This is a genomic window from Micromonospora acroterricola (genome assembly GCF_003172955.1).
Lineage (GTDB): Bacteria > Actinomycetota > Actinomycetes > Mycobacteriales > Micromonosporaceae > Micromonospora > Micromonospora acroterricola.
Genome location: NZ_QGKR01000134.1, coordinates 1 through 25,904 on the forward strand (window position 1 = coordinate 1; position 25,904 = coordinate 25,904).

Consider the following 25,904-nt stretch of genomic DNA (forward strand, 5'->3'; position numbering starts at 1 on the left):
GATGTCCGGCACGCCGCCGACCCCGCCACCCCCGCCGCCGCCGTTGTCCAGCTTCGGAATCTCGGTCGTCGGTGTCTTGTTGTCGAAGCCGCTCGCATCACCCGGGGTGCCCGGCGCGATGTTCTGGTAGTCGCCGCTGACCCGCTCGTAGACCCCAGCCGCCTCGTCGGACCGGTCGTTGATCCAGTCGGCGACCGCGGTGACCGGGTCGAGCCAGCCGAGGAAGTCGGGTGCCACCTTGGCCTCGAAGAAGCCCACGCTGAGGGTCAGCTTGGCGTTCCGCGCCTCCAGGACGTCGTTGACGCAGGTCGCCGGGACCGGGAAGTCCCGCTGGGCGGCGGTGAGTTTCTCCGCCGCGCTCTTGAGCGACTGGACGATGCCGGTGCCCTTCTCGGCGTCCGCCACGATCTGCCCGGTGTCCTTGGCGATCTGCTCGACGTGACCCTTGAACGCGTCGTAGGCCGGACCCTTCCAGACCGTGCCCAGGTCCTTGATGTTGGTGTCGAGACTCTGCTTGACGTTGTTGAGATTCTTGATCAGCTGTTCCCAACCGAGGGCGGCGCTTTCCACGTCACCCGGCCGGCCGTCGATGACGACCTTCTGGCACATCTCTTCCCAGCTCAGGCCCATCTGCCGTCCTCCCCGCTCTAGCGACCGTCGCCGTTGCCGGCCACGTCGCCGAAGACCCGCTGCATGTCGGCGGCGGACATCCGGTTGGCTTCCTCCGCCGTCTCGTAGTTCTGCTTGACCTGGCGCAGCGCCTCGGCCGCGTCGTACAGGCTCTGGGAGAGCCGCCGGACGCCGCTCTCGGTGCCCTGGTAGAGCCCCTGGTGCTTGGCGGCCAACCGGCCGGCCCAGTCGAAGCCACCGAGCGGGCTCGCCTGGCCGGGCGCCCCGGCCGCGGCGCCGGCGGCGGCACCGCCCATCAGGTCCTGGATGTCGACCATGTCGTAGGAGAGCTTGTTCAGGTACGCCGCATGGGTCTCCAGCCACGTGATGGCCGAGTCCAGGCTGGTCGCGTCCCACTCGGTCTTGACGCCCGCCTCGCCGGGCGCGGTGACCAGGCCCGTCGGCGTCGCGGCATGGTTGACGTTGTCGATCTCGAAGCCGGTCACCGCGAGACCCGGCGTCATCACCCCGCCCGCAGGGACCGGGATGTAGATGTCGTTTGCCTCGAACCGTTCCGGCTGCTTGGTCGTGTCGTCCGTCATCGGTCCCCTCCCCGAAAACCTGACTGGTGGTCCGCGCTCACTGCTGCTGTGGGCCGGATGGCGGTGGAGCCTGCCCCGGGCCGGCACCCGGCCAACCGGGCCCGCCCGACGGCGGTGCCGGCGCGGCCTGAGCCGGCGGATAGCCCGGCGCGGGTTGCCCGGCCGGCGGATAGCCCGGCGGCGGGTACCCGGGCGCGGGATGGCCCGGCGGCGGACCGTAGCCCGGGCCGGGGTGGTGAATGGGAGCCTGGCCCGCTGGTGCCGGCCAACCGGGCGGACCCGCGGGCCAACCGGGCGGCGGCCCCGGGGGGCCGGAAAGCGGGCCGCTGACGGCCGCCGGCACGCGCCGCCTGCGACGCCGCAGCACCACCAGCAGGATGACCAGCGCGACAATCGGCACGGCCAGGCAGAGCCCCACCTGGACGATGGCACCGGCCCTGTTGGTGACCCCGAACTCGACCGCCGGGCCATCGTCGTCGCCGGGTCGGGCGGCACTATCCCCGGGCCGGCTCGGGCCCGCGGCCGGGCCCTCCAGCAGCGGGTTGGCCGTCACCGCCGGCACCGACCGGGTCAGCGCGGCGACCGGGTCGACCGCACCGAAGCCGAACTGCGCGTCCCGACCGGCCGGCCCGGCATCGCGAGCGGTCTTGACCAGCCGGTTGATGACGTTGGCCGCGTCGAGATCCGGATACCTGGCCCGGACCAGCGCCGCCACCCCGGAGAGGATGGCGGCGGCCGAGCTGGTGCCGCTGGCCACCGTGTAGCCGTTCGGCGAGACCGCCTTGGGCGCCGGCCCGATGATGCTCTCCATGGGTGCGGCGAGCACGATCTCCGGGCCCTGCACCGAGCCGGCGAAGAAGCCACCGCGCTTGTTCAGCCCCGAGACGGCGATGACGCCGGGGATGTTGGCCGGAACGGTGACCTGCCGGTCGCCCTCCTCGATGTTTCCAGCGGAGACGACCACCACCACGTCCTTGCCCAACGCGTACGTGACGGCGTCCGTCAGGTCCGGGTCGGGCCGAGCCGGGTCGCCACCGTAGGAGACGTTGATGACGTCCGCGCCGGCGTCCGCCGCCCAGCGAATTGCGAGGACCATGTCGATGGCGGCCGCACGGGGCCCCATGGAGACCGGGAGGATCTTCGCGGCCGGCGCGATGCCCAACTCCCGCATCGTGCCCCCGCCGCGGCCGGCGATGATGCCGGCCATCGAGGTGCCGTGCCCAGACTCCGCGTCGTCGTCGCGCCGCCCGTCCGGAGCGGCGGCGGAATTCACCCCGTGCCCCGCCAGCACCTGGCCGCGCAGGTCAGGGTGCGAAGGGTCCACACCGGAGTCGACGACGGCGACCACCACACCCTTGCCCTGGGTGATCCGGTGCGCCTGGGGAATCTTCAACGAGTCGAGATACCACTGCAGGCCGCGGACCGTGTCGGCGGCGTGGGCGGGCGCCGGAACCACGACGGAGGCCATCGCGGCGCACAGCGCCAACGCGGCCGCGGCCGTCACCCGTGCCGATCGGAAGGACATCCCCGTACGCATCGCTCTCCCAGAACCTGTGTCGACGCCAACGCAATGCGGCTCCGGTCCGGTCGAACCGGACCGGAGCCGCACCGGTGATTGTCTCAGCCCCACACCTTGGCGTTGCTCATCTCGGTGGAGACGTAGTTCTCGCGAGCGATGCCGACGGCACCACCGATCTCGTTCAGGATCCGGTTGATGTCCCGGACCGACGAGTCCCACTTGGCCTGGTGCTGCTCGTAGGCCGCCCGGTCCTCGCCGTCCCACTGAAGCTTGGACAGCATCGACCGCAGCGTGTCCAGCTTCTCGTCGATGGTCTTCGAGATGGCCTGCATCTGCTGGTTGCTGCTCTCGAGGACCGCGTAGTCAACCTTGATCGTCACGATTTCCTCCTCTGCTGGCTACGGATCACGGGTTGAGAGCAGAGTGGAACTTGTCCAGCATCTGCTGCTGCTCTTCGTCGTTGACCTGGTGCGTCGTACCCGACTTGTCGAGCAGGTCAGCGATGCTGTCCATCGCCGTCAGCAGGTTGACGGTGTCCTCGTTCCAGCGCTGCATCAGCGACTGGAAGCCCGTGGACGCCTGACCCTTCCACGCCATGGCCAGGTCGTCGACTACGTTCCACAGCTTCTTCAGCTCGCCGTCGACCTCGCTGCGCGTGGACCGCACGTCACTCGCGGCGGTATGCAGAGTCGCAGCTTCGACCTCGAACGCCATGCTTCACACCCTTCCGTCATGTTGTGGCGGCGGCTTTGCCGCGCCCCTCCCCCGCGGCAAGGCAGCAACACCCCACCGACGGACACTCCAGTGAAGACCGTAGCGGAAGCCGTCCAGCCCGCGCAGCCCTGACCGGCCGCGTTCGATGGATAGTGGTGAATCGCGTCAGGCCGATCGAGAGTGCGACCGTCGCGAGGCCGAGGAAGGCCGCGGGATGGTCAGCAGGACGTCCACGAGGCCCGGCCCGGTCCGCCGCCGGTCACGACGGCTCGGACCACGCGGTCTGGATCAGCTGCTGGCCGTCACGACGGCGGACCAGGGTGCCCCGGCCGGGTGGCTGCGGGCTCGGCCGCAACGTGCCGAAGACCGCGCCCTCCTCCCGGTTGCCCGACATCAGCAGGCCGGGCGAGTCGAGCTCGCGCAACCGTTGCAGCACCGGCTCGTAGAGCGCCCGGGAAACCCCACCGACCCGGCGCGTGACGATCAGGTGCAGGCCGATGTCGCGGGCCTGCGGCAACAACTCCTGGAGGGCGCTGAGCGGATTGCTGCCGCCGGAGGCCACCAGGTCGTAGTCGTCCACCAGGATGTACAGGTCCGGACCCTTCCACCAGCTGCGGTCACGCAGTTGGGCGGTGGTGACGTTCGGGCCGGGCAGCCGGTTGGACAGCGCGCTGCGGATCGAGCCGAGCCCCTGGGCGAACGCCTGGTTGGACGGCGCGTAGTCCAGCAGGTGGTCGCCCTCCACCGCGCCCAGCAGCCCCCGCCGGTAGTCGGCGATCACCAGCCGGGCCTGGGCCGGCGTGTACCGCTCGGTGATGCCCCGGGCGATCAGCCGCAGCAGGTTGGTCTTGCCGCACTCGGCGTCACCGAAGACCGTCAGGTGCGGCTCGTTGGCCAGGTCCAGGTAGACCGGCGCGAGCGCCGACTCGTTGACGCCGATCGGCAGGCCGGGCGCCGACCGGTCGATGATCCGGGCCAGCTCGGCCACCGGCAGCCGACGCGGCAGCAACCGCACCTTCGGGGCCGGGCGGCCCGGCCAGTTGGCCGCCACGTGGCCGGCCAGGGCGATCGAAGCCTCGCTCAGGTCCTCGATGTCCCGGCGGCCGTCGATCCGGGAGATGGCGGTCAGGAAGTGCAGCTTGTCGCGGGTCAGGCCGCGACCGGGCGACTTCTCCGGCACGTTCATCGCCGAGCGGCGGTCGATCTCGGACTCCGCGGCGTCGCCCAGGCGCAGCTCCAGCTTGGTGCCGAGCAGGTCCCGCATGTTGATCCGGATCTCGGCCCACCGCACGGCGGTGAGCACCACGTGCACGCCGAAGCCGAGGCCCCGGTTGGCCAGCGTGGTGATCGTCTGCTCCAGCTCCTCGTACTCCTGGCGCAGCGTGTTCCAGCCGTCCACCACCAGGAACACGTCGCCGAACGGGTCGTCGGCGAACTCACCGGCGGCACGACGACGACGGTAGCTGGCCATCGAGTCGATGCCGTGCTGGGCGAAACGCGTCTCCCGGTCGTCCAGGACGGCGACCACCTCGGCCACGGTGCGACGCACGGCCTCGACGTCCCGCCGGCCGGCGACCCCGGCCATGTGCGGCAGCCGATCCAGGCTGCGCAGCGCGCCGCCGCCGAAGTCCAGGCAGAAGAACTGCACCTCACGCGGCGTGTGCGTGAGCGCCAGCGAGGCGAGCAGCGTACGCAGCATCGTGCTCTTGCCGCTGAGCGAGCGGCCGACGATGACGACGTTGCCGCCGGCGCCGGCCAGCTCGACCATCATCGGGTCACGGCGCTGCTCGTACGGGCGGTCCACCACGCCGACCGGCACGGTGAGCCGTCCCCGGCCCGGCCAGGACGCCGTGCACAGCCCGAACGTCGGGTCGACGGCCAGCGGGCCGAGCAGCTCACCCAGACCGGGCGGGTCGGCCAGCGGCGGCAGCCACACCTGGTGCGCCGGCCGCCCCCGACCCTTGAGCTGGTCGATCAGCACGTCGAGCATCGCCACGGCCTTGCCGTCGGCCGGCTGCTCCGGCTCCGGCGCGGTGTCCACCGGCAGCTGCACGGCCTGCGCCGGGATGAAGTCGACGCCGTACGGCACGATCCGGCGCTGCACCAGGGCCTGCGACGCGGACGCCTGCTGCCCCGGCGCCCGGTACGCCCCCGACACGTAGGCGGCCCGGAACCGCAGCATCGTGCTGGTGTCCGTCTTCAGGTAGCCGTGGCCCGGCGCGTTCGGCAGCTCGTACGCGTCCGGCACGCCCAGCACGATCCGGCTCTCCACCGCCGAGAAGGTGCGCAGACCGATCCGGTACGACAGGTGGGTGTCCAGGCCGCGCAGCTTGCCCTCTTCAAGCCGCTGGCTGGCCAGCAGCAGGTGCACGCCGAGCGACCGGCCCAGCCGGCCGATCATCACGAACAGGTCGATGAAGTCCGGCTTGGCGGCGAGCAGCTCGCTGAACTCGTCACAGATGATCAGCAGGCTCGGCATCGGCGCCAGCGGCTCGCCGGCCGCCCGGGCCTTCTCGTACTCGAAGCGGGACACGTAGTTGCCGGCCGCCCGCAGCAGCTCCTGCCGGCGCACCATCTCGCCGGCCAGCGCGTCGCGCATGCGGTCGACCAGCGGCAGCTCGTCGGCCAGGTTGGTGATCACCGCGCTGGTGTGCGGGAGCGCCTCCAGCGAGGCGAACGTCGCGCCACCCTTGAAGTCGACCAGGACGAAGTTCAGCTCCTCCGACGAGTGCGTCACCGCCAGCGCGGCCACCACCGTACGGAGCAGCTCGCTCTTGCCGGAGCCGGTCGCGCCGATCACCAGACCGTGCGGGCCCATGCCCTCGTGCGCCGACTCCTTGAAGTCCAGCTCGACCACGTTGCCGTCCGGGCCGACACCCAGTGGGATGCGCAGCCGGTCCCGGTGACCGCGCGGACGCCAGGTCTGGTGCACGTCCACCGCCGCGGCGTCACCCACGCCGAGCAGGTCCGGCAGCTCCATGCTGCGGGCCAGCGGTTCCTCGTTGCTGGTCTGCTGCTGGGAGAGCCGGTAGGGAGCGATCTGCCGGGCCAGCCCCTCGGCGGCCTCGGCGCTCAGCCGGTCCGGACGGCCCAGCCGGGACGAGGAGGTGCCCCGGACCAGTTCGAGGTTGCTGCCGTCGCCCACGTCGAGGCAGAGCAGCCAGCGCCCGGCGTCGCGCGGCACCGTGCCGGACAGGTCGACCAGGGTGGCGCCGAGCAATCCCTGGCCCACCAGCTGGCAGGTCGGGGAGATCTCGCCGCCGTCGATCACCACGACCACGTGCGGCGCGGTCGTCAGCGGCTTCGCCTCGGGCGCGAACCGGGGACGGCCGGCCAGCTCACCGGCGAGCGACTCCTCGGCCTCGGCCAGGCTGGCGAAGACCAACCGGCGGGCCCCGGCGGCGTCCGTACGGCCACTGTGGTGGGCGTGTGGCAGCCACTTCACCCAGCCCCAGGCCGACTGTCGGTCGGGGGCGGCGACCACCGCGATCACCAGGTCGTCCGGGGCGTGGAAGGTGGCCAGCTGGCCCAGCGCCGCGCGGGTCAGGTCGAGCACCGGCTCCCGGTCGCCACGCAGAACCACTCGGCTGAACGCGCGTACCGACAGCGCGGTCGGCAGGTCGGGCACCGTGGAGTGCGCGCGGACGAACCGGCGCAGCGCGATGGCGCTCATCGGCTCCAGGTCCTCGACCGGCTTCGTCTCCGGCGGGACGATCTCCACCGCCAGCCGCTGCGGGCCGAGCGCGATCCGGGTCTCACCGAAGTCGTCCTCGGTGATCCGCCGCTCCCAGAGGCGCCGGGACGAGGCGATGGACCAGAGCGCGTCGGGCTCCGGGTGCCGCCAGGCCATGGCCGCCCGCTGCTGCCCCGCCGCCCGCCGGGTGCGCTTGCGCATCTGGGCGAGGTAGCGCATGTAGTCGCGGCGGTCGGCGTTCAACTCCGCCTTGTCGTTGCCGCTGCCGTTGCTGAGCGACCCGATCGCCATCCCGAGCATCGAGACGCCGAACAGGCCGCCGGCGACGTACGTCATCATGCCGCCGCCGCGGCCGGCGTAGAGGAACGCCATCGCGCCGACCCCGCAGACCATCGGCAGGATCATGAGCAGCTGCCCCATCCCGCGTGGTGTCGGCTCGGGCAGCTCGGGAGGGGACTCCAGCAGCACCTCACCGCGCGGCAGGGCCGGCCCCGGCTGACGCGGGAGCCGGCGGAACACCACCGTGCTCACGGCTGTCTCCTCCCCAGAAGCGGCCTCAATGACGTGCCGTCGCGGACCGGAGCCCGCGGGTGGGCATCGTACGTGCCCGTCATCGTAGGTAATCTCCCGTGGGCGCGGTGGACCCGCACCGCGCGGCACCGCGGGCCCGCTGATCGTAGAAGGACACCAGGAGGCCACTGTGGCATCGAAGACGGCGACCGGTGGTCTGAGCCGGATCACCATCGTGGCTCCCCGTACCCGGATGGATCTGGCCCTGCCGTCCGACGTGCCGATGGCCGACCTCCTTCCCACGCTGCTGCGCTACGCCGGCGAGGACCTGGCCGACGAGGGGGTGCGGCACGGCGGCTGGGCACTGTCCCGGTTGGGCGGTGCGCCCCTGGACGGCGGGCGTACCGCCGGGCAGCTCGGTGTCCGCGACGGCGAGGTCCTCTACTTCAGCCCCCGGTCGGCGGCCGCCCCGGAGGTCGTCTTCGACGACGTCGTGGACGCCGTCGCCACCGCCACCAACCAGCGCCCCGGCGCCTGGCAGGTCGGCGCGACCCGGTCCTTCGCGGTGCTGTTCGCCGCTGCGGCGCTCGGCGCCGGTGCGCTCGCCGCGCTTCTCGCCGGCCCGCCGCACCTACCCGGCGCGCTGGCCGCCGTGTTGGTCGCGGTGGCGCTGCTGGTCGGCGCTGCGGTGCTGTCCCGGGCGGCCGGTGACAGCCGGACCGGCGCCGTGCTGGCCATGGTCGGCCTGGTGCACGCCGGCACCGGCGGCCTGCTGCTGCTCGCCGGCGATCGGCCGCTGACCGACCTGGCCAGCCCGCACATCCTGCTCGCGGCCACCGCCGTCGTGATCGCCGGCGCGGTCGCCGCGCTGGCCGTCGGCGACCGCTACCCGCTCTTCTTCGCCGCGATCGGGGTGGGCGCCGCGGTCGGCCTGGGCGCGCTGCTCTGCCTCGCCTTCGGCATGGACGCGCCGGGCGCGGCGGCGGTGGTGGCGACCGTCGCGTTCGGCGCGATGCCCGCGCTGCCGATGGCGGCCTACCGGCTGGCCCGGCTGCCCGTGCCGTCGATCCCGACCGGCCCGGAGGACCTGAAGACCGACAGCGAGTCGGTCGACGGCCGGCAGGTGCTCCAGCAGAGTGAGCGGGCCGACGAGTTCCTGACCGGTCTGCTGTGGACGGTCTCGCTGCTGGTGCTCGGCGCACAGCTGGTGCTGGCCCTCGACGGGCGCCTCCCGGCGGTGCTGCTCTGCCTGGTGCTGGCGCTGCTGTCGCTGCTGCGGGCCCGCCCGCTCCTGGGTCGCGCCCAGCGCACCCCGGTGCTGCTCACCGGCACCGTCGGCCTGGGCCTGGCCGCGGCCGCCACCTTCGCCGGCGGGTCTCTGCCGGTCCGGCTGGGCCTGATCCTCGGCGGGCTGCTGCTGGCCGCCGTGATCAGCCTGATCTACGGGCTGACCGTCGCCGGCAAGCGCATCTCCCCGGTCTGGGGACGGCTGCTCGACATCGTCGAGATCATGCTGATCATCGCGCTCGTTCCGCTCGCCGTCTGGGTCTGCGGCCTGTACGGCTGGATCGTCAACCTGCGCCCCTGATCGAAGGCCGCCCCGCCGGCCAGCCAGCCGAACGGCTGGTCGGCGGGCGGCGGTCAGCGCGGTTGCGGGCGGACGGAGCCGCCCAGCACGGAGGCGACCGGCGCGCTGGCGTAGACGCCGGGGCCGTGCTGCCCGTCCACCGGCCGCACCGGCGTGCCGGCCCGCTGCGCGATGTCCCGGACGACCTTGATCAGCGCCTCGACGTGGTTGTCCATGGCGGCGACACGCAGCAGCGGCGCCGCCACCCGACCGTCCGGCGACACCGACGCGGCCACCGTGTGCGACGGCGCGGAGGTCGCGGTGATCGCGTCCACCAGCGGGCCCAGCGGGGCGTCCGACCGGCCCCGCAGTGCCAGGCAGCGGTGCGTCCAGCCGCCGCCGCGCAGCCCCTCCCAGGTCTCGGCCGGTGGCTCCGGCACCAGGTCCAGCCCGGCCGCCGAGACCACGGCGGAGCGCAGCTCGTCGCGGCCCAGCGGGCGGTGGGCCAGCCCGGCGGCGGTCAGCGCCTTGCCCAGCCGGCCGATCCCGGCGGCCAGAGTCCGGTGTACGCCGGGCAGCCCGCCGCCCCGGCTCACCGCCTCCACCCGCGCGTCGGTGACCGTGAGCCGCAGCGCGACCCAGACGGTCCGGTGCGCCGCGGGTGGCGCACCGGGCGCCGGATACCAGACCAGGGTGTGCGCGACGACCTGGGAGCGGGAGACGGGCGCGGCGAAGTCCGCCAGGACCCGCAGCGCCCGGTCCACCGTCGACGCCTCGACCGAGCCGACCGACGCGCCGGACGCGGGTTGCAGGGCGACCGCCGCGAACCAGCCCTGGTCGTCCTGCCCGATGCCGAGCCTGGTGCCCCGGTCGGTCAGCTCGATGACGCTCAGCTCGGGAGCCAGCGCCGCGAGACGGGGGTCCGTCGCCGCCCCGTCGGCCAGCGCGGCCGCGGCCCGTTCCCGGCGCCGCCGCAGCCGCCGGCGAAGCAGCAGATCCTCGAACCACCAGCGGCCGCCCCGACGGGCGAACGCGGCCAGAACGACCAGCGCCGCCACCGTGCCCACCGTGGCGAGCACCCAGCTCGGCCCGGCAACCGCGGCCCACACGGCGACCGCGCACAACTCCAGCACGACGAGCTGCCCGACCAGCACCGGGCCGATCCGCCCCCGACCTGGCCGGTCGGCCGGCGGCGTCGCCCGCGCCGGGACGTCGGACGGGTTCGTGGCCACTCGGGCGGGTCGCGCCTGAACCTGCGTCATCGGTGACTGTCCCTCCTGCACGGTACGGCTCCACGCCGGGTCGGTCCGGCGTCGGCCACGGGCGGTGGTCCCAAGGACCCGCCGTCGGCCCCTTATCGTAGGGAAGCCCGCGACGGCGCCCCGACCTGATCGTCGCGGATCCACCCCGCCGGAGGTAAGTCATGCGGACCCGCCGCGATCAGGTGCAGGCGTACCGCTTCGTCACCCGCCGGATCGTCTCCGCTCTGCTGTCGGGCGATCCGGAGACCACCAACCTGCCGATGCGACGGCTCGGCATGGCGGTCTTCGGCAGTGTGCTCGCCGCGGCCGTGGTGCTCGGCGGGGTCGGCGCCTACGGCCAGTTGACCGGCAACACCGCGCCACTGGAAGAGAACACGCTGGTCATCGAGCGCGAGACCGGCGCGACGTACGTGTTCAGGGAGGGGCAGCTGCACCCGACGCTCAACTACACGTCGGCTCGGCTGATCCTCAACGAGGCGGACCCGGCGGTGCGGACGATGTCGCAGGCGTCGCTGCGGGACCGGCCGCGTGGCCGGACCGTCGGCATCGTGGGCGCACCGGACGCCCTGCCGGACCGTAAGTCGCTGACCGGCCTGCCGTGGTCGGTCTGCGACGTGCCCGATTCGGCGGACCCGCGTCGCTCCACCACCCGGGTCGTCATCGACCGGGCACTGCCCGGCGGGACGCCGCTGGGTGACCGCGCCGTGCTGGTCACAGTGGACGGTCAGCGGCACCTGATCACCGGCAACGCACGGCTCCAGGTGCTCGGGGGCGACCAGGCGATCGCGGCGCTGCGGATGACCGGCACGTCACCGCTGCCGGTCGGCCAGCAGCTGCTCAACGCCGTACCGGCCGGTCCGCCGCTGCGCAAGCCGTCGCTGCCGGGCCAGGGCGACCACAGCAATTCGAGCGTGGCCGGCCGACCGGCCACCATCGGCCAGGTGTTCCGGGCCGTCGGACGGCACTACGTGCTGACCCGGGACGGGCTCGTCCCAATTTCTGAGATCACGGCGCTTCTGATGCTCAGCGGTGGTGGTCAGATCACCGACATCACGCCGGATCAGGTCGGCCGTCTGCTGGCCGAGCAGCGGGTGGACGAGGAAGCCCTGCCGCGGACGCTGCCCACCCTGTACCCGGCCCGGTCCGGGCAGACGCTGCTCTGCGCGACGTACCGGGCGGGCGCCGACGGCGGGCCGCCGACCACGACGGTGGAGGTCTTCGACCGGGCGCCGGCGGAGTTGACCGCGAGCGAATCGGGCCCGGTCCCGGTCCGGCAGACCGCCCGGGACGCGGTACGCACGGCCGAGGCGGTGCTGTTGCCCGGCGGCAAGGGAGTGCTCGCCCAGGCCGCACCCGGCGCCGGGACCAGCGGATCCGGCGCCGCCGGGTCGACGGTCTACCTGATCAGCCCGCAGGGCGTCCGGTACCCGCTCGGGTCGGGCGAGACGCTGGCAGTGCTCGGTTACGGCGGTGTCACCCCACTGGCGGTGCCCGGTTCGCTGCTCTCGCTGATCCCGACCGGGCCCACCCTGAGCCAGGAGGACGCGTCGACCTACTTCTCGCCCGGCGGTGCGCCCTCGGCCGCGCCGGCACCGGAGCCCACGTCGGCCTCGCCGTCGCCCACGCCGTCCACCCCGGCCAACGGCGCCCCGGCGTCCGGCGGAACGGGTGGCGGGACGTCCACGGCATCGACCGGGGCCGACGACTGAGCGGCCCCGACGGGTCGCCCCGGATCGCACTGGTGGACTAACCTGAGGTCGCTGACGGTTGTCAACCAGAACGACGGGGATGTTGCCATGACCGGGCGTACGGAAGTCGACCTGCTGTCCCTTGAGGACTTCCACCAGCACCTGGCGGCCCGGCTCAGCCAGGCCGAGTCGGTGTTGCGCAAGCTCAACACCGAGATGCAGTGCGCTCCCCCGGCGTTGGGCTCGTTCACCGACGCCACCGCCAACGCGCGCCGATACAGCGAGGTCCACCAGTCCTATGTCGACCAGGCCGAGCGGTTGCGGCAGGCGGTGGTGGCGGCACAGCAGGCGACCAGCATGATCCTGACGAACTACCGCACCGCCGAGGCGCGTAACGCGGCCAACGCCACCGACATCACCGCGGCGCTGACCGGGGTCGACCGGGCGTTGCAGCCGAAGGGGGACGGGCGTGTCTGAGTACACCCAGCGCTACCAGGGCAGCAGTCACCAGCAGCTGTACGACGCCGTGATGGCCGGCAAGCCGGAGCAGATCGATGGCGTGGCCGCCCAGTGGGCCTCGCTCAAGGGCATCCTGGACGGCCTCGGCCGGGAGCTGAGCGGCGACCTGGAAAAGCTCGGCAACACCTGGACGGGCTCGGCGGGTCGGGAGTTCCAGCGGCGGCTGACGCTGATCGTCGAGCACGCCGAGGCGCTGGGCGAGGGGATGGCCGGCATCAAGCAGGGGCTGACCATGATGGCCGGCCAGCTGCGCACCGCGCACAAGCAGGCCGAGAGCCCGGACGAGACCGACGACAACGACAAGGCGGTCTCCGGGGCGCTCAAGGGCGCCGCGTTCGGCCTGCCTGGCGCCGTGGTCGGGGGCATCATGGGCCACCAGCAGGACAAGGAAGAGCAGGAGAAGGCGCACCAGCGGATGGTGAACGTGGTGGCCGAGCTGGCCGCCGGTTACGACCTCTCCGCGTACGACCGGGTGGTCGACCCGCCCCCGCCGCACCCGGACACGCCGAGGACCACCAACGACGAGACGACGACGCCGCGCAGCGTTCCGGCCACCACCACGCCGACCGCCGCGCCCAACGCCACCCGCGGCACCGCGCACACCGGCGGCGCGACCATCGCGACGCCTGACGGCGTTGCTCCGCCACCGGTCACCGGCGACGGGTCCGGCACCGGCCAGGGCGGCTCGGGCACCGGCGGCACGCCGACCGTCGTCAGCGGTCCGGACGGCGCCGACGGTGATTCCACCACCTCGCTCGCCGGTGCGGATCCGCTGGTCGGCGGGGCGCTGGTCGCCGGTGGCGCCGCCGGGCTAGCCGGCCTGTCCGGGCCGACCACCACGACCGCGAGCGCCGGCGCCGGGCCGGGTCTGCTCTTCGCGGGGCAGGGCGGGGCACCGGCCGGCGGGGTGCTGCGCACCGCCGCGCTCGCCGGTTCGGGCACCACTCCCAGCGCCTCGGTCCGCTCGGCTGGCGGCGCGGCTCCGACCGAGAGCCGCTCGGCCAGCGGGGTCGGGCGCGGCATCGATGGTCGACGCGCCGATGCCACCGGCCGGTCGGCCGCGGCCGGGCGGCAGGGCGTGCTCGGCGGCAGCGGAGCCGGGCGGCAGGGCGCCGCGGGCGCCAACCGCCCCGGTGTGCTCGGCGGGCACGGGCGGTCCGAGGGCGACGAGTCCGACGAGCGGCTGACCTGGCTGACCGAGGACGAGATGGTGTGGCGGGACGGCGGGGACGCGCCGCCGTCGGTGCTCGGCACCGCCGACTGACCCCGGCACAAGCGTGTCGTGAAGGCCCCCACCGGACCCGGTCCGGTGGGGCCTTTCGCCGTTCTGGCCGGCAGCGCGCCTCCGTCCACAGTGCGCGGCGTGGTGGCGGTCACGTCCGCACGGTCGGTTACCGAGCTGCGCCGCGGCGGGTCGAGCGTTAGGTTGGTTTGGTGTCCTCCGCAGCCCCCGTCCGCCCAGCCCGGTGGGCCGTGCTGCGGTCACTGCGGGAGCTGACCCGGCTGGCGGTCACCGCGCTGGTGCTCGCGGTCGGGCTCGGCGGCGCTCTCGCCGCGACCCCGCCCCCGGCATCGGCGCAGCTGCGGCCCAGCGCCGTGAGCAGCCGCGTGGACACTCTCCGACCCGACGCCCTCCCGGCCGCCGAGTGGGCGAGCCAGCCGGCCGAGTCCCGGCCGGCCACCACCGTCGCGGTGACCGCTCCGGTCACCGTGGTTCCGGAGCACGCGCCGGCCGACGATCCCGGGCGCGGCATCCCGCTCCGGCGCGGCCCGCCCGCCCTCTGACCTCGGCCGGCCACCCGCCCGGCGATCCGCGCGGCCCGGCCCGGGCGCACCCCGGGCACCGCGTCGGATCGACCACGCACCCTCACCCACGGGACGTCACCGAACGGTGACCACGCCCGGCGGGCGCCGCGCAGCGGCGACCGTCCCGAGGCGCGGCCCGGCCGCCCATCCGAGCAGTGCAGCCGGTGGCACCGGCACCGCATTCGGTCACGCCGATGCCGCCGGAAGACCCCGTCCGCCGCCACCCGTCGATACCCGTCGTTCGACCGCGAGGTGCTGATCATGCAGACCGTCCTCTCCGCCGTCCTGCCCGATGTGCCGCGGGCTGCCGCCATCTGGCTGAGCCTGCTCGGTGTGGTCGCCGTCGCCGTCGCCGCCCTGCTGGTGCGGCCCGGCCGGCTCCGCTTCGACCCGGGCGCTCGCATCCGCCGCGCGGCGATGCCCAGTCAGCTCGAACAGGCGCAGGCGGAACGCGAGCAGAGCCGCTACGCGCAGGAGATCGCCGTCGCCGCCGAGCGGGCCACCGCCACCGCCCAGCGCCACCGGGCGGAATGGGTGGCCGCGCAGGAGGAGGTCGAGACCGCCTGGCAGGCGTACGAGGCGGCCGAGGCAGCCGTCCGGCGACTCGGCGCCGCTGCCGCGATGCCGTTGCCGCACACCGCCCGGACCCCGGCCGAGTACGCCGACCGCGAGCGCTACCTCCACCGGGCCGCGCTGGACGCGTACTGGCGGCGGGAGCTGTCGGTGGAGCAGCTCAGTGACGTCTTCGCGCACCGCGCCGGCTGGGACCCTCGGCTGCACCCGGTCGAGCAGGAGCTGGTGCTGCAGCGGGCGATCCGCGACAATCTGGCGGCCCGGCACGCCGCCGCCGAAGAGCGGGAGCAGGCCGCCTGGCGTGCCGCGGAGTTGGCCGTCGCGGCGGCCCGCAGCCTGCGCGAGGAGGCCCACGCGGCGACCGGACGCCGGGTGGCGGAGTCGGCCTCGGTGCTGCCGCTGAGCGAGGTGGTCCGGCCGATCGAGCAGACCCGGGAGAACCAGGTGGTCGCCCGCGGCCGCGCGGCGGTACCCGCGTTCTGAGCCCGCGACCCGTGGCGCCTCCGGGGCGGGGCGGGGACCGCACCCGCGCGCCGACCCGCGTCGGCGGGCCGGTCGTGCGCGGGTGGGTTAGCGTGACGGAATGTCCCGAGAGGCGTGGGTGCTCGTGGTGGTCGCCGGCATCCTGGCGATCGCCACACTGGTCGGCGCGGTGGTGCTGGCGGTGCGGGTGGTGCGGACGCGGCGCCTGCTGACCGGGCTCGGCGCGGGCGGCAAGGTCGCCTTCTACGGGGCGCTGATCTACACGATCTTCCCGGTCGACCTGCTCCCGGACCCGATCTACCTGGACGACATGGGCGTGCTGGCTGGTGCGCTGATCTACCTCAGCCGGCTCGTGCAACAGCGCCGGGCGGCCAACCGCCGGCTGCCCGGGCAGCCGGACGCGCCGCAGGACCCGGACCGGACGCGCCGCCCCGTGCCATGATCGTGGTCCGGTAGGCGGAATGAGGGACGGGTCATGGCGGGCGATCATCGGTTGGACGTACTCGACGACCGGGTTGCCGCCTTCTGCGCGGAACGGCACCTCGCGACGCTGACCACCCTGCGCGCCGACGGCACGCCGCACGTGGTGCCGGTCGGGGTCACCCTCGACCCGGCGGCCGGACTGGCCCGGGTGATCACCTCCCGCACGTCCCACAAGGCCCGGCAGGTCGCTGCGGCTGGCGCGGCGGGCACCCCGGTGGCCGTCTGCCACGTGGACGGCCGACGCTGGCTGACCATCGAGGGTCGGGCGGTGCTCCGCTCGGACCGGGCCTCCGTCGCGGAGGCGGAGCGCCGTTATGCCGAGCGGTACCGGACACCGCGTCCGAATCCGGAGCGGGTGGTCATCGAGATCACCGTGACCGGCCTGCTGGGCAGCCTCTGATCCGTTGCCGGTCCGCCATCCGCGCCGTATCGAGGGGCCCTCGGACGGGTTGAGGATCCTTGCGCGGGCATTTGTGCCCTCGTGACCGTTTCTGACTCCGTCGACTGGGCATGAGCGGCGGCACGTCGGGCCCGGAATCCCGCCAGGTCGGGAGTCGTTGCATCTGGGCGCGACGACCGCGCCGGGGCCGGCGGTGGAATGCCGGCCGGAGCAGGGCCGTTACGTCCCCGGTACGCCCACGGCCGAGACCCCCGTGGGTCGTCGCCCTGTGATGAGCCGAGCGCCATTCCCGGTGCTGCCGCCCTCCCCAGTCGGAGGCGACCAACCCCCGAACGGAGACTCGACCATGAACCCGATCATCCAGAAGAGCGGTCTGTCCGTCGCCGGCATGCTGGTTGCCGGCGGTTGCGCGCTCGGCCCGGCGGTGGCCGCGCAGGCCGCCCCGGTGCAGGGCCCCCCGATCTCGGCGAGCCAGACCGACCGGGGCACCGACCGGTCCGCCGAGCGGATCCTCGGCATCGACTACCAGGCCCAGCCGAACTTCTACTACTGCGGTCCGGCCGCGACCCGCATCGCGCTCTCCGCGCAGGGCAAGGCGCTCTCCCAGGACGAGGTCGCCAAGCTGCTCGGCACCAGCGAGGCGGGCACCCCGTCGGCCCTGGACACCACCCGCGTGCTCAACGAGCTCACCGGCGGCAAGTACCGGACCACGGAGATCCGTGACTCGGTTGCCCGTCCGGAGCAGGTCGAGCAGCTGCGGCGAGACGTGCTGGCCGCGGTGGACGGCGGTCGGCCGGTGGTGGCCAACGTCAAGGGCACGACCGTGGACACCGACGGCAACCCGCACTCGTACGAGGGCGGGCACTACCTGACCCTGGTCGGTTACCGCGATGGTGGGGACACCATCAGGGTCGCGGACCCGGCCGACCCGGCTCTGGGCGAGTACTGGGTGAGCCTGTCGAAGGTCGCCAACTGGGTCGCCGAGCGCGGCTACTCTTCCTGACCCTGCCGTTCACCGGGCCGGTCACCCCTGTCGGGGTGGCCGGCCCGGTCGTCGTCGCGGTTACGGGCGGCGCGGTGCGATCGCCGGCGGGCCCGGGCCGCCCGGGTCGGCCGTGCCCGGTGCAGGTGCCGTCGGGGCGGCGGGTGGACGGCCATCTCGCCGGCGCCGGCCGCCCGGCGCACCAGCCGGTTGGCGTCGCCCGGCTCGCAGCCGGTCGCCCGGAGCAGGTCGCTGGACGCGGTGCGCAGGCCGGTGACGAGCGCGTCGCAGAACGAGCGGACACCGGTTGCGGCGGCCCGCCCGGCCAGTTCGGCGCACTCCTGGACGAGCCGGCGGGTCTGCTCGGGATCTCTGCCGGCCCGGTGTTCGGAGTGCATCTTTCGCACCGCCTGGCCCAGCCGGGCCACCGCCTCCGGCAACTCCTCCGGTATCGGCTCGTCGTACTGGAGGGCGGTCGACGACCAGCGGGCCAGCGCCCGGCTGTCCAGCGTCAACCGCTCGAGGTGCTCCGCGCCGCGGGCGTACCGGCGGTACTGCTCACGCCGGTGCCAACGCGCCGGCGCGATCGTCACCACCTCCTCCGCGCCGCTCAGCGCCTCGTGCAGCCGACCCAGGTCGCCCTCCGCGGCGCGGATACGGTCCAGGACGCGCAGCGCCCCGTCGGCGTCGCGCTCCCGCAACGCCTTCGCCAGGGCGGCGAGCTGGTCGCAGAGGACGGCGATGATGGGCGCCACCGCCCGGTCCAGTACGCGCAGTGGGTTGATCGGCACCAGCAGCGCGACCACCACCAGGCCGACCATCCCACCGACCACCGCGTCGAAGATCCGGGGCAGCTCCAGACCGCGCTCCATCGGGGCCAGCGTGGCGATCAGCACGGCGGTACCGCCGGCCTGACCCACCAGGGCGCCGCCCCGTCCGGCGACCAGCAACGCGCTGGCGATCGCGAGGGTGACCACGGCCCCGGTCTGCCACGGCCCGGAGCCGAGCAGGAAGCGCAGTGCATCGCCGATGACGATGCCGATTCCCACCCCGGCGAGCAGCTCGAAGGTGCGGCGGGCCCGCTGGCCGATGGCGGTGGCGATCGTACCGACGGCGGCGGCCGGCGCGAACACGTGCGCCCCCGGGCCGAGGAGGTGCTGGGCGATCAACGCGGCGAGCGCCGCGGCCAGTCCGGCCTGGATGGCGATCACCAGGGTGATCTCCCACTGTCGCGCCCGGATCCGGCCCGCCTGGCCGCTTCGGCGCCGCACCCGTTCGATCGCCTGACCGCTCCGCTCGGCAGCCTGGTCGAGCCGCGACCGGTCGCTGTCGGCTGGTGGGCGGTCATCGGACATGGCGGCGGTTACCCCGAGGCCAGGCGAGCAATCGTGCCCGTCCGCATCGAAGGCACCAGAGACACAAACGCCTCAACGGCAATCCATCGGTGACGGTGGGTTTGCACCAGGGCACGGGGGTACCAGGGCCGCAAACCTACCGATCCGCAACCGGTAAGGGGCCGTGACATGACCAACCCGCAGAGCACCGGCGACCAGGACGTCGTCGACATCCTGGTCGCCGACCATCAACAGGTCGAGACGCTCTTCGTCGAGCTGGAGACCCGGCAGGGCACCCCCGAGTACCGCCGCCAGCTCGTCGACGTCATGATCGCCGAGCTGGTCCGCCACGCGGTGGCCGAGGAGGCGTACGTCTATCCGACCGCCCGCAAGACGCTGCCCGATGGCGACGAGATCGCCGAGCGCGAGATCGCCGAACACGCCGACGCCGAGCGGACGATGAAGGAGCTGGAGTCCGTCGACCCGTCCGACCCCCGCTTCGACGAGTTGATCGCCCACCTGACGAGCACCATCCGACACCACGTACGGGAGGAGGAGGGCGAACTCTTTCCCCGGCTGCGCGCCGCGACAGCCCGCGAGGAACTGGTGGAGCTGGCCGACAAGGTGACCGCGGTCAAGGAGATCGCACCGACCCGACCGCACCCGAGCCTGCCGGACCACCCACCGGCGAACAAGATTCTCGCCCCCGGCGCCGGCCTGGTGGACCGGCTGCGGGACGCGCTGCGCGGTCGGCCGACGTCGATGAGCGAGCTACGCGAGCAGCAGAAGCGCTGACCCGCTTCGACTCCGGGCCTCGTCCGACCTGACCCCGCCCGACGCGCCGGGCGAGACGGTCCGGAAAGGACATCTCCCGGGTCGCGCACGGCGACCCGGGAGATGTCCTGCTGTCAGCGGGCCTGGTCGCCCTCACCGGTACGCGCCTGCGCCTGGTCCACGCCCTTGTCGATCTGCTCGTCGTACTTGCCACCGGTCCGCTTGTCAGCCATGTCGCCGGCCTTGTCCAGGCCCTGGTCGACCTGCTTGTCGTGCTTTTCCGAGAAATCCTTGGCCTTGTCCATGAAGTCACCCACGGCGATCCTCCTCCACTCCGGTCACTCCCGTCAGCGTTCCCCCGGCCGGCCAGCGCAAACAGCGTTGCCGGGCTGCTTCGGACGCCCGGCCCGGAAGCGGTACGGGTGTCGCGGAACGTCGGTTCGGGTACGACCTCGCGAAATCGAGGAGGACGAACATGGTGGCAGACGAACCCGGGGCGGGCTCCGGGGAAACGACGGGCGGCTCCGGGCCACGTCAGGCGTGGACGGCACTGCCCTGGCTGGTCCGGACCGCCGTGCTGTGGAGCGCCTGCCTGGTGGTGGTCGTCGCCGGGCTCTACCTGCTGGGCCGGATCGCCGTGCTGCTGGCGCCGTTGGCGATCGCGCTGGCCGCCACCATCTTCCTCACCGCGCTACTCGACCCGGTGCTGCTCCAGCTGCGCCGGATGCGGCTGCCCGCGGCGCTGGCCGCACTGCTCACCGTGCTGCTGCTGCTCGGCATCCTGGTCGGGGTCGGCGCGCTGGTGTGGAACCTGACCGCCAGCCAGTTCGACCAACTCAGCCAGGAGTTGACCCAGGGGCTGGATCGCAGCCGGGACTTCGTCACGTCCACACTGCCGGTCACCGACGCACAGCTCGACAAGCTGGTCGACCAGGCCCGGCAGGGTCTGAGCGGCAACTCGCCGGACCCGGTCGCCGGCGCCCGTACCGTCACCGAGGTGCTCGGCTCGGCGCTGCTCGCCCTGGTGCTGCTCTTCTTCCTGCTGAAGGACGGCCGGTCGATGTGGCACTGGGTGCTGTCCCGGATGACGGGGCCGAACCGGCCGGTGGTGGCCGAGGCCGGCCGGGCCGGTTGGCGGACGTTGGGCGCGTACAGCCGGGGCACGATGCTGATCGCCGCGATCGACGCGATCGGCATCGGCCTGGCCCTGGTGGTGCTGCGGGTGCCGCTCGCCCTGCCGCTCGCACTGATCACGTTCCTCGGCGGTTTCGTGCCGATCATCGGGGCGACGGTGGCCGGCGCGGTGGCGGTGCTGGTGGCGCTGGCGGCCAACGGGCCGACCACCGCGCTGCTCACCCTGGCCGCGGTGATCGCCGTGCAACAGATCGAGGGCAACCTGCTGGAGCCGTTGGTCATGAAGCGGCAGGTTCGGCTGCACCCGGCGGTCATCCTGGTGGCGGTGACCGCCGGCACCCTGATCGCGGGCATCGCCGGCGCCTTCGTCAGCGTCCCCATCACCGCCGTGATCTGGCGTGTCATCGACACCGTCCAACGACACCGCGTCACGCCCACCGCGACCGGGGTGTCGGATGCCCCGTCAACCTCGTGATCGAGAGGACGGGGCGGGCGTGCGGGTGAGGTGGGTGGTGAACCAGGTGCCGGCGTGATCGGCGACCTGGTCCAGGGTGCCGGGCTCCTCGAAGAGGTGGGTGGCACCGGGGACGATCCGCAGTTCACCCACCTCCCCCAGCTCGACCTGAGCCTGCTCGTTGAGCACGATCACCTCTTCGTCCAGGCCACCGACCAGCAGCAACGTCGGGGTACGCACCTGGGCCAGAGCGGCACCGGCCAGGTCGGGCCGACCGCCCCGGGAGACCACCGCGCCCACCTGGTCGGCGCGGGACGCCGCCGCGACCAGGGCTGCGGCGGCACCCGTACTGGCGCCGAAGAGGCCGATCGGCACATCACCGGCGGGGCGCTCGGCCGCCAACCAGTCGACGATCCCGGCCAGCCGGCTGGCCAACAGCCCGATGTCGAACCGCAGCTCGGCGGTGCGCGCGTCCACCTCGTCCTCGGCCGGGGTGAGCAGGTCGACCAGCACCGTCCCGAGCCCCCGACCGTTGAAAGTCCGAGCCACCGCCACGTTGCGCGGACTGTGCCGCGAGCTGCCGCTGCCGTGCGCGAAGAGCACCACGCCCACCGGCTGGGCGGGCAGCATCAGGTCCGCGGGGAGCTGGGCGTCCCCGACCGGGATGGTCACCGTGCGCTGCTCGTCCATACCCCACCTCCTCGTTGCTCGCCTGCGCTCCGGGTACCCACCGGAATCGTCAGCAACCCGCCCCGCCTGTCGCGACCCGCGTTGCCGCTCGGGCCGGGGTGACGGCATGGCGTTTGCCGGGTGGGGCGCCGGGTAGGCGACGAGCGACCGCAGACCGTGTCGGCGCAACCGCGCCCCGACGGATCGCGAGGATCGTCATGGCCCAGGAGCAGACGTCGCGGCAGCAGCAGATGGACGAGCGGAACCGGCGGGAACAGGACGCCGAGCGGAGCCGGGACTGGGGGGACGAGGCCGCGCAGGCGCGCACTCCCGAAGATCCCCGGGCGATGGCGCCCAGGGATGCTTTGGGACGCCCCTCCACCGGCGAGCCCGTCTGACGCACGGGCCGGGCCCACCGAGCCGACGGGCGGTGTCACATCCGCCGCTCGACGGTCGGGCCCACCCGGGAGCTCGGCGGCCGGGGCGGGATCACTCCCGCCCCGGCCGTCACTCTTCGCGCTCTGGCAACCGCAGCAGCGGCGATCGGCCCGGCGGCTGTTCCGGAGGCGGCCCGGACGGGTTGGCTGGGGGCACCGGCACGGTGACCGGCTCGTCGCAGGTGACCCGCAGCACCTGGTCGTGGTGGCGCAGCTCCACCACGTCATCCGGGCCACCGTGGCGCAACGAGTACGTCGTCTGGTGCGGCCGGACGTCCACCCGCAACGCCAGCCCGCGCCACTGGAGGGAGAACTCCAGGCGGCTGAGCCGGCTGGAGAGCCGCGGCGCGAACGACAGCCCACCGTCGTGGTCGCGCAATCCACCCAGTCCGCCGACCAGGGCGAGCCACGCGCCGGCCAGCGAGGCCATGTGCACGCCGTCGCGGGTGTTCTCGTTGAGGTCGTGCAAATCCATCAGCGCGGCCTCGCGCAGGTAGGTGTGCGCCAGCTCGGGATAGCCGACCTCGGCGGCGAGCACCGCCTGGGTGCAGGCCGACAGCGACGAGTCGCGTACGGTGCGGCGCTCGTAGTAGAGGAAGTTGCGCACCTTCTCCTCGGGGGTGAACGCGTCCCCCCGCCAGTGCATGGCCAGGACGAGGTCGGCCTGCTTGATCACCTGCTTGCGGTACAGGTCGAAGTACGGGTAGTGCAGCAGCAGCGGGTACTTCTCCGCCGGCGTGTGCGCGAAGTCCCACTCCTGGAGCCGGGTGAACCCCTCCACCTGCTGGTGGACCTCGAGCTCGTCGTCGTACGGGACGTGCATGGAGGTGGCGGCGTCCCGCCAGCTCGCCGCCTCCTCGTCGGTGACCCCCAGGTGGAAGGCGTCCTCCCGGTAGCGCATCACCACCTCGGCGGCGGCGAGCAGGTTCCGCTGCGCCATCAGATTGGTGTAGACGTTGTCGTTCTTGATCGCGGTGTACTCGTCGGGGCCGGTGACCCCGTCGATGTGGAATCGCCCGTGCCGGTCGTGGTGGCCGATCGAGCGCCACAGCCGGGCCGTCTCCACCAGCAGCTCCAGCCCGATCTCCCGCTCCAGGTCGGTGTCCCCGGTGACCAGCACGTAGCGGCGCAGCGCGTCGGCGATGTCGGCGGCGATGTGGAAGGCCGCCGTGCCGGCCGGCCAGTATCCCGAGGACTCGGGACCCTCGATGGTCCGCCAGGGGAAGGCCGCGCCCTTGAGGTTGAGCGTCTCGGCCCGCTCCTGGGCCAGCTCCAGTGTGCTGTGCCGCCAGTGCAGCGCGTTGCGCACGGCGCTCGGCTGGGTGTACGTGAGCACCGGCAGGACGAACATCTCGGTGTCCCAGAACGCGTGGCCGTCGTACCCGGGGCCGGTGAGCCCCTTCGCCGAGATCGGCCGACGCTCGGCCCGGGCGCCGGCCTGGAGGACGTGGAAGAGGCCGAACCGGACCGCCTGCTGCACCTCCGGGTCGCCCTCGACCCGGACGTCGGCCGCGTCCCAGAATTCGTCGAGGTAGCCCCGCTGCTCCCGGCAGAGCCCGTCCCAGCCGTCCAGGCGGGCGCCGGCCAGCGCCGCCCCGACCTGGTCGCGCAGCGCCGGCAGCGAACGCCGGCTCGACCAGCCGTACGTCAGGTACTTGACCACCCGCAGCTTCTCACCGGGCTTGATGACACAGGCGATCGTGGTGCGGACCCAGTCCTCGTACCCCTCGGACTCGATGGTGGTGCGGTCCGGGCCGTGCACCTCGTGTTCCATGGCGGCGGCCACCCGAAGGCCGGAGACCTTGGTGCGGTGGATCAGCTGCCCACCGTCCGGAGTGGTCAGCTCCTCCTCGGACTGCAACGGCGACTCCAGCACCGCCGCGACCCGGGGGTCGTTACTCTGCGGGGGCAGCGTCTCGTTGGCCACCAGCTCGGACTGCACGATCAGCCGCAGCGGGCCGTCGACGGCCTCGACCTCGTAGCTGATGGCGGCGACCGACCGCTGGGTGAACGACACCAGCCGGGTGCTGCGGACCTTGACCTCGCGGCCGGCCGGCGAGCGCCAGTGCAGGTCCCGGTGCAGCGTGCCGGCACGCAGGTCGAGGATCCGCTCGTGGGAGAGCAGCTCGCCGTAGCGCACGTCGAGTGGTTCGTCGTCGACCAGCAGCCGGATCAGCTTGCCGTTGGTGACGTTGACGATGGTCTGCCCGGACTCGGGGAAGCCGTAGCCGGCCTCCGCGTACGGCAGTGGGCGGAGCTCGTAGAACGAGTTGAGGTATGTGCCGGGCAGGCCGTGCGGCTCGCCCTCGTCGAGGTTGCCGCGCAGCCCGACGTGCCCGTTGGAGAGCGCGAAGACCGACTCCGACTGGGCCAGCACGTCCATGTCCAGCCGGGTTTCCCGAACGTGCCAGGGGTCGACCGGATAGGCCCGTTCCCGGATCACGCGGGACCCCGCTCTCCGGTGCGGTTGCTGCCGGCGGGCGGGGCGACGGCCCCACGCGGTGCGGGCGGGACGTCGCCCGCGTCCAGCAGGTCGGCGAGGTCGGTGACCACGATGTCGGCGCCGTGCGCGCGCAGTTCGTCAGCCTGCCCGACCCGATCGACGCCGATCACGTACCCGAAGCCGCCGGCCCGGCCGGCGGCCACGCCGGAGAGCGCATCCTCGAAGACGGCGGCCTGCGCCGGGTCGACACCGAGCAGGCGGGCCCCGGCGAGGAACGTGTCCGGGTGCGGCTTGCCGCGCAGCCCCTGGGCGCGGGCGACCAGCCCGTCGACCCGCGCCTCCAGCAGCGGTTCCAGCCCGGCGGCGGCGACCACCTCGCGCCCGTTGGCGCTCGCGGTCACCACGGCTCGACGCAGCCCGGCGGCGGTCGCCGCCTCCAGGTAGCGGACCGAGCCCGGGTAGACCTCGACGCCGGAGCTGCGCAGGCGCTCGAGAAGCAGGACGTTCTTGCGATTGCCGACGCCGTTGACCGTGTCGGCGTCCGGCGGGTCGTCCGGGCTGCCCTCGGGCAGCACGATGCCCCGGGAGGCGAGGAACGACCGGACGCCGTCGGCGCGGGGGCGCCCGTCGACGTAGCGGTTGTAGTCCGGGCCGGGGTCGAACGGTTGGAACGGCTCGCCGGTGGCGGTGGCACGCTGCCGCAGGAACTCGTCGAACGTCTCCGTCCAGGCGGCGTTGTGCACGCGGGCGGTCTGCGTGAGCACACCGTCCAGGTCGAAGAGACAGGCGGTCACGTGAGCAGGTAGGCCCAGCACGCTACGAATCTAACCACCCGTCCGGCTCGGCAAACCGCGTTTCCGCTGCCACCGGCGCGGCTCAGTTCGGCCGCAGTGTCCAGATCACGGTCATCGCCGAGGTGGGCGTGCCGTCCTCGGTGGTGATCTCCACCTCGACCGGGAACTCGGGCCGCGTGCCGGACTCCAGCTCGTCGATCACCTCCAGGGCCGGCCGACCGAGCCGCGCGGTGGCCAGCACCGACCCCTTGGCGAGCTTGCGGTAGGCGATGTCGGCGCGGACGGCGAGCGGCACGGCCCGGTCGAGCAGCTGCCCGAAGGCGGCCAGGACCACCGCGCCGGAGGCCGTCTCACCGAGGGTGAACATGGCCCCGGCGTGTGGCCCGCCGACGTGGTTGTGGGTGGCCGGTGAGTCGGGGAGGCGGACGACCCCCCCCCCGCCGCCGTCGCCCTC

General features: G+C 73.3%; 25 protein-coding genes. 12 read left to right on the forward strand and 13 right to left on the reverse strand.

All coding sequences use genetic code 11. From position 1 onward, the window contains the following. From DKT68_RS05690 to eccCa, 6 genes are all read right to left on the reverse strand, one after another. On the reverse strand, nucleotides 1-630 hold a 630-nt coding region (locus DKT68_RS05690; RefSeq protein ID WP_201748919.1), incomplete at its 3' end, for a WXG100 family type VII secretion target. A gap of 17 nt (nucleotides 631-647) precedes the next feature. Beyond that, entirely contained in the window at nucleotides 648-1,211 is a 564-nt protein-coding gene (locus DKT68_RS05695; RefSeq protein WP_109816368.1) for a WXG100 family type VII secretion target, read from the reverse strand. A gap of 37 nt (nucleotides 1,212-1,248) precedes the next feature. Beyond that, complete coding sequence (locus DKT68_RS05700; RefSeq protein ID WP_161556624.1) at nucleotides 1,249-2,715, reverse strand: S8 family serine peptidase; 1,467 nt, start codon at nucleotides 2,713-2,715, stop codon at nucleotides 1,249-1,251. Nucleotides 2,716-2,831: 116 nt separating this feature from the next. Continuing rightward, nucleotides 2,832-3,110, reverse strand: a complete 279-nt coding sequence (locus DKT68_RS05705) for a WXG100 family type VII secretion target (RefSeq protein WP_074316323.1) — start codon at nucleotides 3,108-3,110, stop codon at nucleotides 2,832-2,834. A 25-nt stretch (nucleotides 3,111-3,135) separates the two neighbouring features. Then, the gene (locus DKT68_RS05710) at nucleotides 3,136-3,444 is read right to left on the reverse strand and encodes a WXG100 family type VII secretion target (RefSeq protein WP_074316322.1); all 309 of its coding nucleotides are present in this window, start codon (nucleotides 3,442-3,444) and stop codon (nucleotides 3,136-3,138) included. Nucleotides 3,445-3,703: 259 nt separating this feature from the next. Continuing rightward, nucleotides 3,704-7,669 carry a type VII secretion protein EccCa gene (gene eccCa, locus DKT68_RS05715; RefSeq protein WP_109816370.1) on the reverse strand — a complete coding sequence of 1,322 codons (3,966 nt, stop codon included), beginning with the start codon at nucleotides 7,667-7,669 and terminating at the stop codon, nucleotides 3,704-3,706. A 169-nt stretch (nucleotides 7,670-7,838) separates the two neighbouring features. On the opposite strand from eccCa, the gene eccD reads away from it, so the two are divergent. After that, nucleotides 7,839-9,236 (forward strand): type VII secretion integral membrane protein EccD, encoded by a 1,398-nt coding sequence (eccD, locus tag DKT68_RS05720; RefSeq protein ID WP_109816371.1) that lies wholly within the window; start codon nucleotides 7,839-7,841, stop codon nucleotides 9,234-9,236. A gap of 53 nt (nucleotides 9,237-9,289) precedes the next feature. Here eccD and DKT68_RS05725 read toward each other — a convergent pair whose 3' ends face one another. Beyond that, nucleotides 9,290-10,477: a type VII secretion protein EccE gene (locus tag DKT68_RS05725; protein ID WP_109816372.1), complete on the reverse strand. Its 1,188-nt coding sequence runs from the start codon at nucleotides 10,475-10,477 to the stop codon at nucleotides 9,290-9,292. A 161-nt stretch (nucleotides 10,478-10,638) separates the two neighbouring features. On the opposite strand from DKT68_RS05725, the gene eccB reads away from it, so the two are divergent. From eccB to DKT68_RS05765, 8 genes are all read left to right on the forward strand, one after another. Then, nucleotides 10,639-12,186 (forward strand): type VII secretion protein EccB, encoded by a 1,548-nt coding sequence (gene eccB, locus DKT68_RS05730; RefSeq protein ID WP_109816373.1) that lies wholly within the window; start codon nucleotides 10,639-10,641, stop codon nucleotides 12,184-12,186. Between the two features lie 87 nt (nucleotides 12,187-12,273). Continuing rightward, a complete protein-coding gene (locus DKT68_RS05735) occupies nucleotides 12,274-12,642 on the forward strand; it encodes a hypothetical protein (protein ID WP_109816374.1) in 369 nt (122 codons plus the stop codon). Then, nucleotides 12,635-13,948: a WXG100 family type VII secretion target gene (locus tag DKT68_RS05740; RefSeq protein WP_109816375.1), complete on the forward strand. Its 1,314-nt coding sequence runs from the start codon at nucleotides 12,635-12,637 to the stop codon at nucleotides 13,946-13,948. Before DKT68_RS05735 ends, DKT68_RS05740 begins: the two co-directional genes overlap by 8 nt. Before the next feature lie 170 nt (nucleotides 13,949-14,118). Further along, complete coding sequence (locus tag DKT68_RS05745; RefSeq protein ID WP_146218291.1) at nucleotides 14,119-14,469, forward strand: hypothetical protein; 351 nt, start codon at nucleotides 14,119-14,121, stop codon at nucleotides 14,467-14,469. Between the two features lie 282 nt (nucleotides 14,470-14,751). Beyond that, nucleotides 14,752-15,546 (forward strand): hypothetical protein, encoded by a 795-nt coding sequence (locus DKT68_RS05750; RefSeq protein ID WP_109816388.1) that lies wholly within the window; start codon nucleotides 14,752-14,754, stop codon nucleotides 15,544-15,546. A gap of 100 nt (nucleotides 15,547-15,646) precedes the next feature. Beyond that, on the forward strand, nucleotides 15,647-15,988 hold the full coding sequence (locus DKT68_RS05755) for a YkvA family protein (RefSeq protein ID WP_109816377.1): 342 nt from the start codon (nucleotides 15,647-15,649) through the stop codon (nucleotides 15,986-15,988). Between the two features lie 33 nt (nucleotides 15,989-16,021). Next, nucleotides 16,022-16,429, forward strand: a complete 408-nt coding sequence (locus DKT68_RS05760; protein ID WP_109816378.1) for a pyridoxamine 5'-phosphate oxidase family protein — start codon at nucleotides 16,022-16,024, stop codon at nucleotides 16,427-16,429. Nucleotides 16,430-16,775: 346 nt separating this feature from the next. After that, the gene (locus DKT68_RS05765) at nucleotides 16,776-17,432 is read left to right on the forward strand and encodes a C39 family peptidase (RefSeq protein ID WP_109816379.1); all 657 of its coding nucleotides are present in this window, start codon (nucleotides 16,776-16,778) and stop codon (nucleotides 17,430-17,432) included. Here DKT68_RS05765 and DKT68_RS05770 read toward each other — a convergent pair. Continuing rightward, nucleotides 17,420-18,766 (reverse strand): FUSC family protein, encoded by a 1,347-nt coding sequence (locus DKT68_RS05770; RefSeq protein ID WP_109816380.1) that lies wholly within the window; start codon nucleotides 18,764-18,766, stop codon nucleotides 17,420-17,422. The genes DKT68_RS05765 and DKT68_RS05770 overlap by 13 nt on opposite strands. A 168-nt stretch (nucleotides 18,767-18,934) precedes the next feature. Between DKT68_RS05770 and DKT68_RS05775 the strand changes: the two genes are divergently transcribed. Next, a complete protein-coding gene (locus DKT68_RS05775) occupies nucleotides 18,935-19,540 on the forward strand; it encodes a hemerythrin domain-containing protein (protein ID WP_109816381.1) in 606 nt (201 codons plus the stop codon). 113 nt (nucleotides 19,541-19,653) lie between these two features. Here DKT68_RS05775 and DKT68_RS05780 read toward each other — a convergent pair whose 3' ends face one another. Continuing rightward, nucleotides 19,654-19,824 (reverse strand): antitoxin, encoded by a 171-nt coding sequence (locus DKT68_RS05780; protein WP_407940693.1) that lies wholly within the window; start codon nucleotides 19,822-19,824, stop codon nucleotides 19,654-19,656. Nucleotides 19,825-19,994: 170 nt separating this feature from the next. Between DKT68_RS05780 and DKT68_RS05785 the strand changes: the two genes are divergently transcribed. Then, entirely contained in the window at nucleotides 19,995-21,128 is a 1,134-nt protein-coding gene (locus DKT68_RS05785; RefSeq protein ID WP_109816383.1) for an AI-2E family transporter, read from the forward strand. On the opposite strand, the gene DKT68_RS05790 is transcribed toward DKT68_RS05785, so the two are convergent. Beyond that, nucleotides 21,117-21,797 (reverse strand): dienelactone hydrolase family protein, encoded by a 681-nt coding sequence (locus DKT68_RS05790; protein ID WP_109816384.1) that lies wholly within the window; start codon nucleotides 21,795-21,797, stop codon nucleotides 21,117-21,119. The two genes, DKT68_RS05785 and DKT68_RS05790, sit on opposite strands and share 12 nt — an antisense overlap. Before the next feature lie 197 nt (nucleotides 21,798-21,994). Here DKT68_RS05790 and DKT68_RS05795 point away from each other — a divergent pair, with 197 nt between their 5' ends. After that, complete coding sequence (locus DKT68_RS05795) at nucleotides 21,995-22,174, forward strand: hypothetical protein (protein WP_109816385.1); 180 nt, start codon at nucleotides 21,995-21,997, stop codon at nucleotides 22,172-22,174. 109 nt (nucleotides 22,175-22,283) lie between these two features. Here DKT68_RS05795 and DKT68_RS05800 read toward each other — a convergent pair whose 3' ends face one another. The 3 genes from DKT68_RS05800 to DKT68_RS05810 form a co-directional block, all read right to left on the reverse strand. Then, nucleotides 22,284-24,656 (reverse strand): glycoside hydrolase family 65 protein, encoded by a 2,373-nt coding sequence (locus DKT68_RS05800; RefSeq protein ID WP_109816386.1) that lies wholly within the window; start codon nucleotides 24,654-24,656, stop codon nucleotides 22,284-22,286. Continuing rightward, nucleotides 24,653-25,471 (reverse strand): HAD family hydrolase, encoded by an 819-nt coding sequence (locus tag DKT68_RS05805; protein ID WP_109816387.1) that lies wholly within the window; start codon nucleotides 25,469-25,471, stop codon nucleotides 24,653-24,655. The genes DKT68_RS05800 and DKT68_RS05805 overlap by 4 nt, the downstream gene beginning before the upstream one ends. 61 nt (nucleotides 25,472-25,532) lie before the next feature. Continuing rightward, nucleotides 25,533-25,904, reverse strand: a 372-nt coding sequence (locus DKT68_RS05810) for a DUF4442 domain-containing protein (RefSeq protein ID WP_109816389.1), incomplete at its 5' end; no start/stop codon positions are given.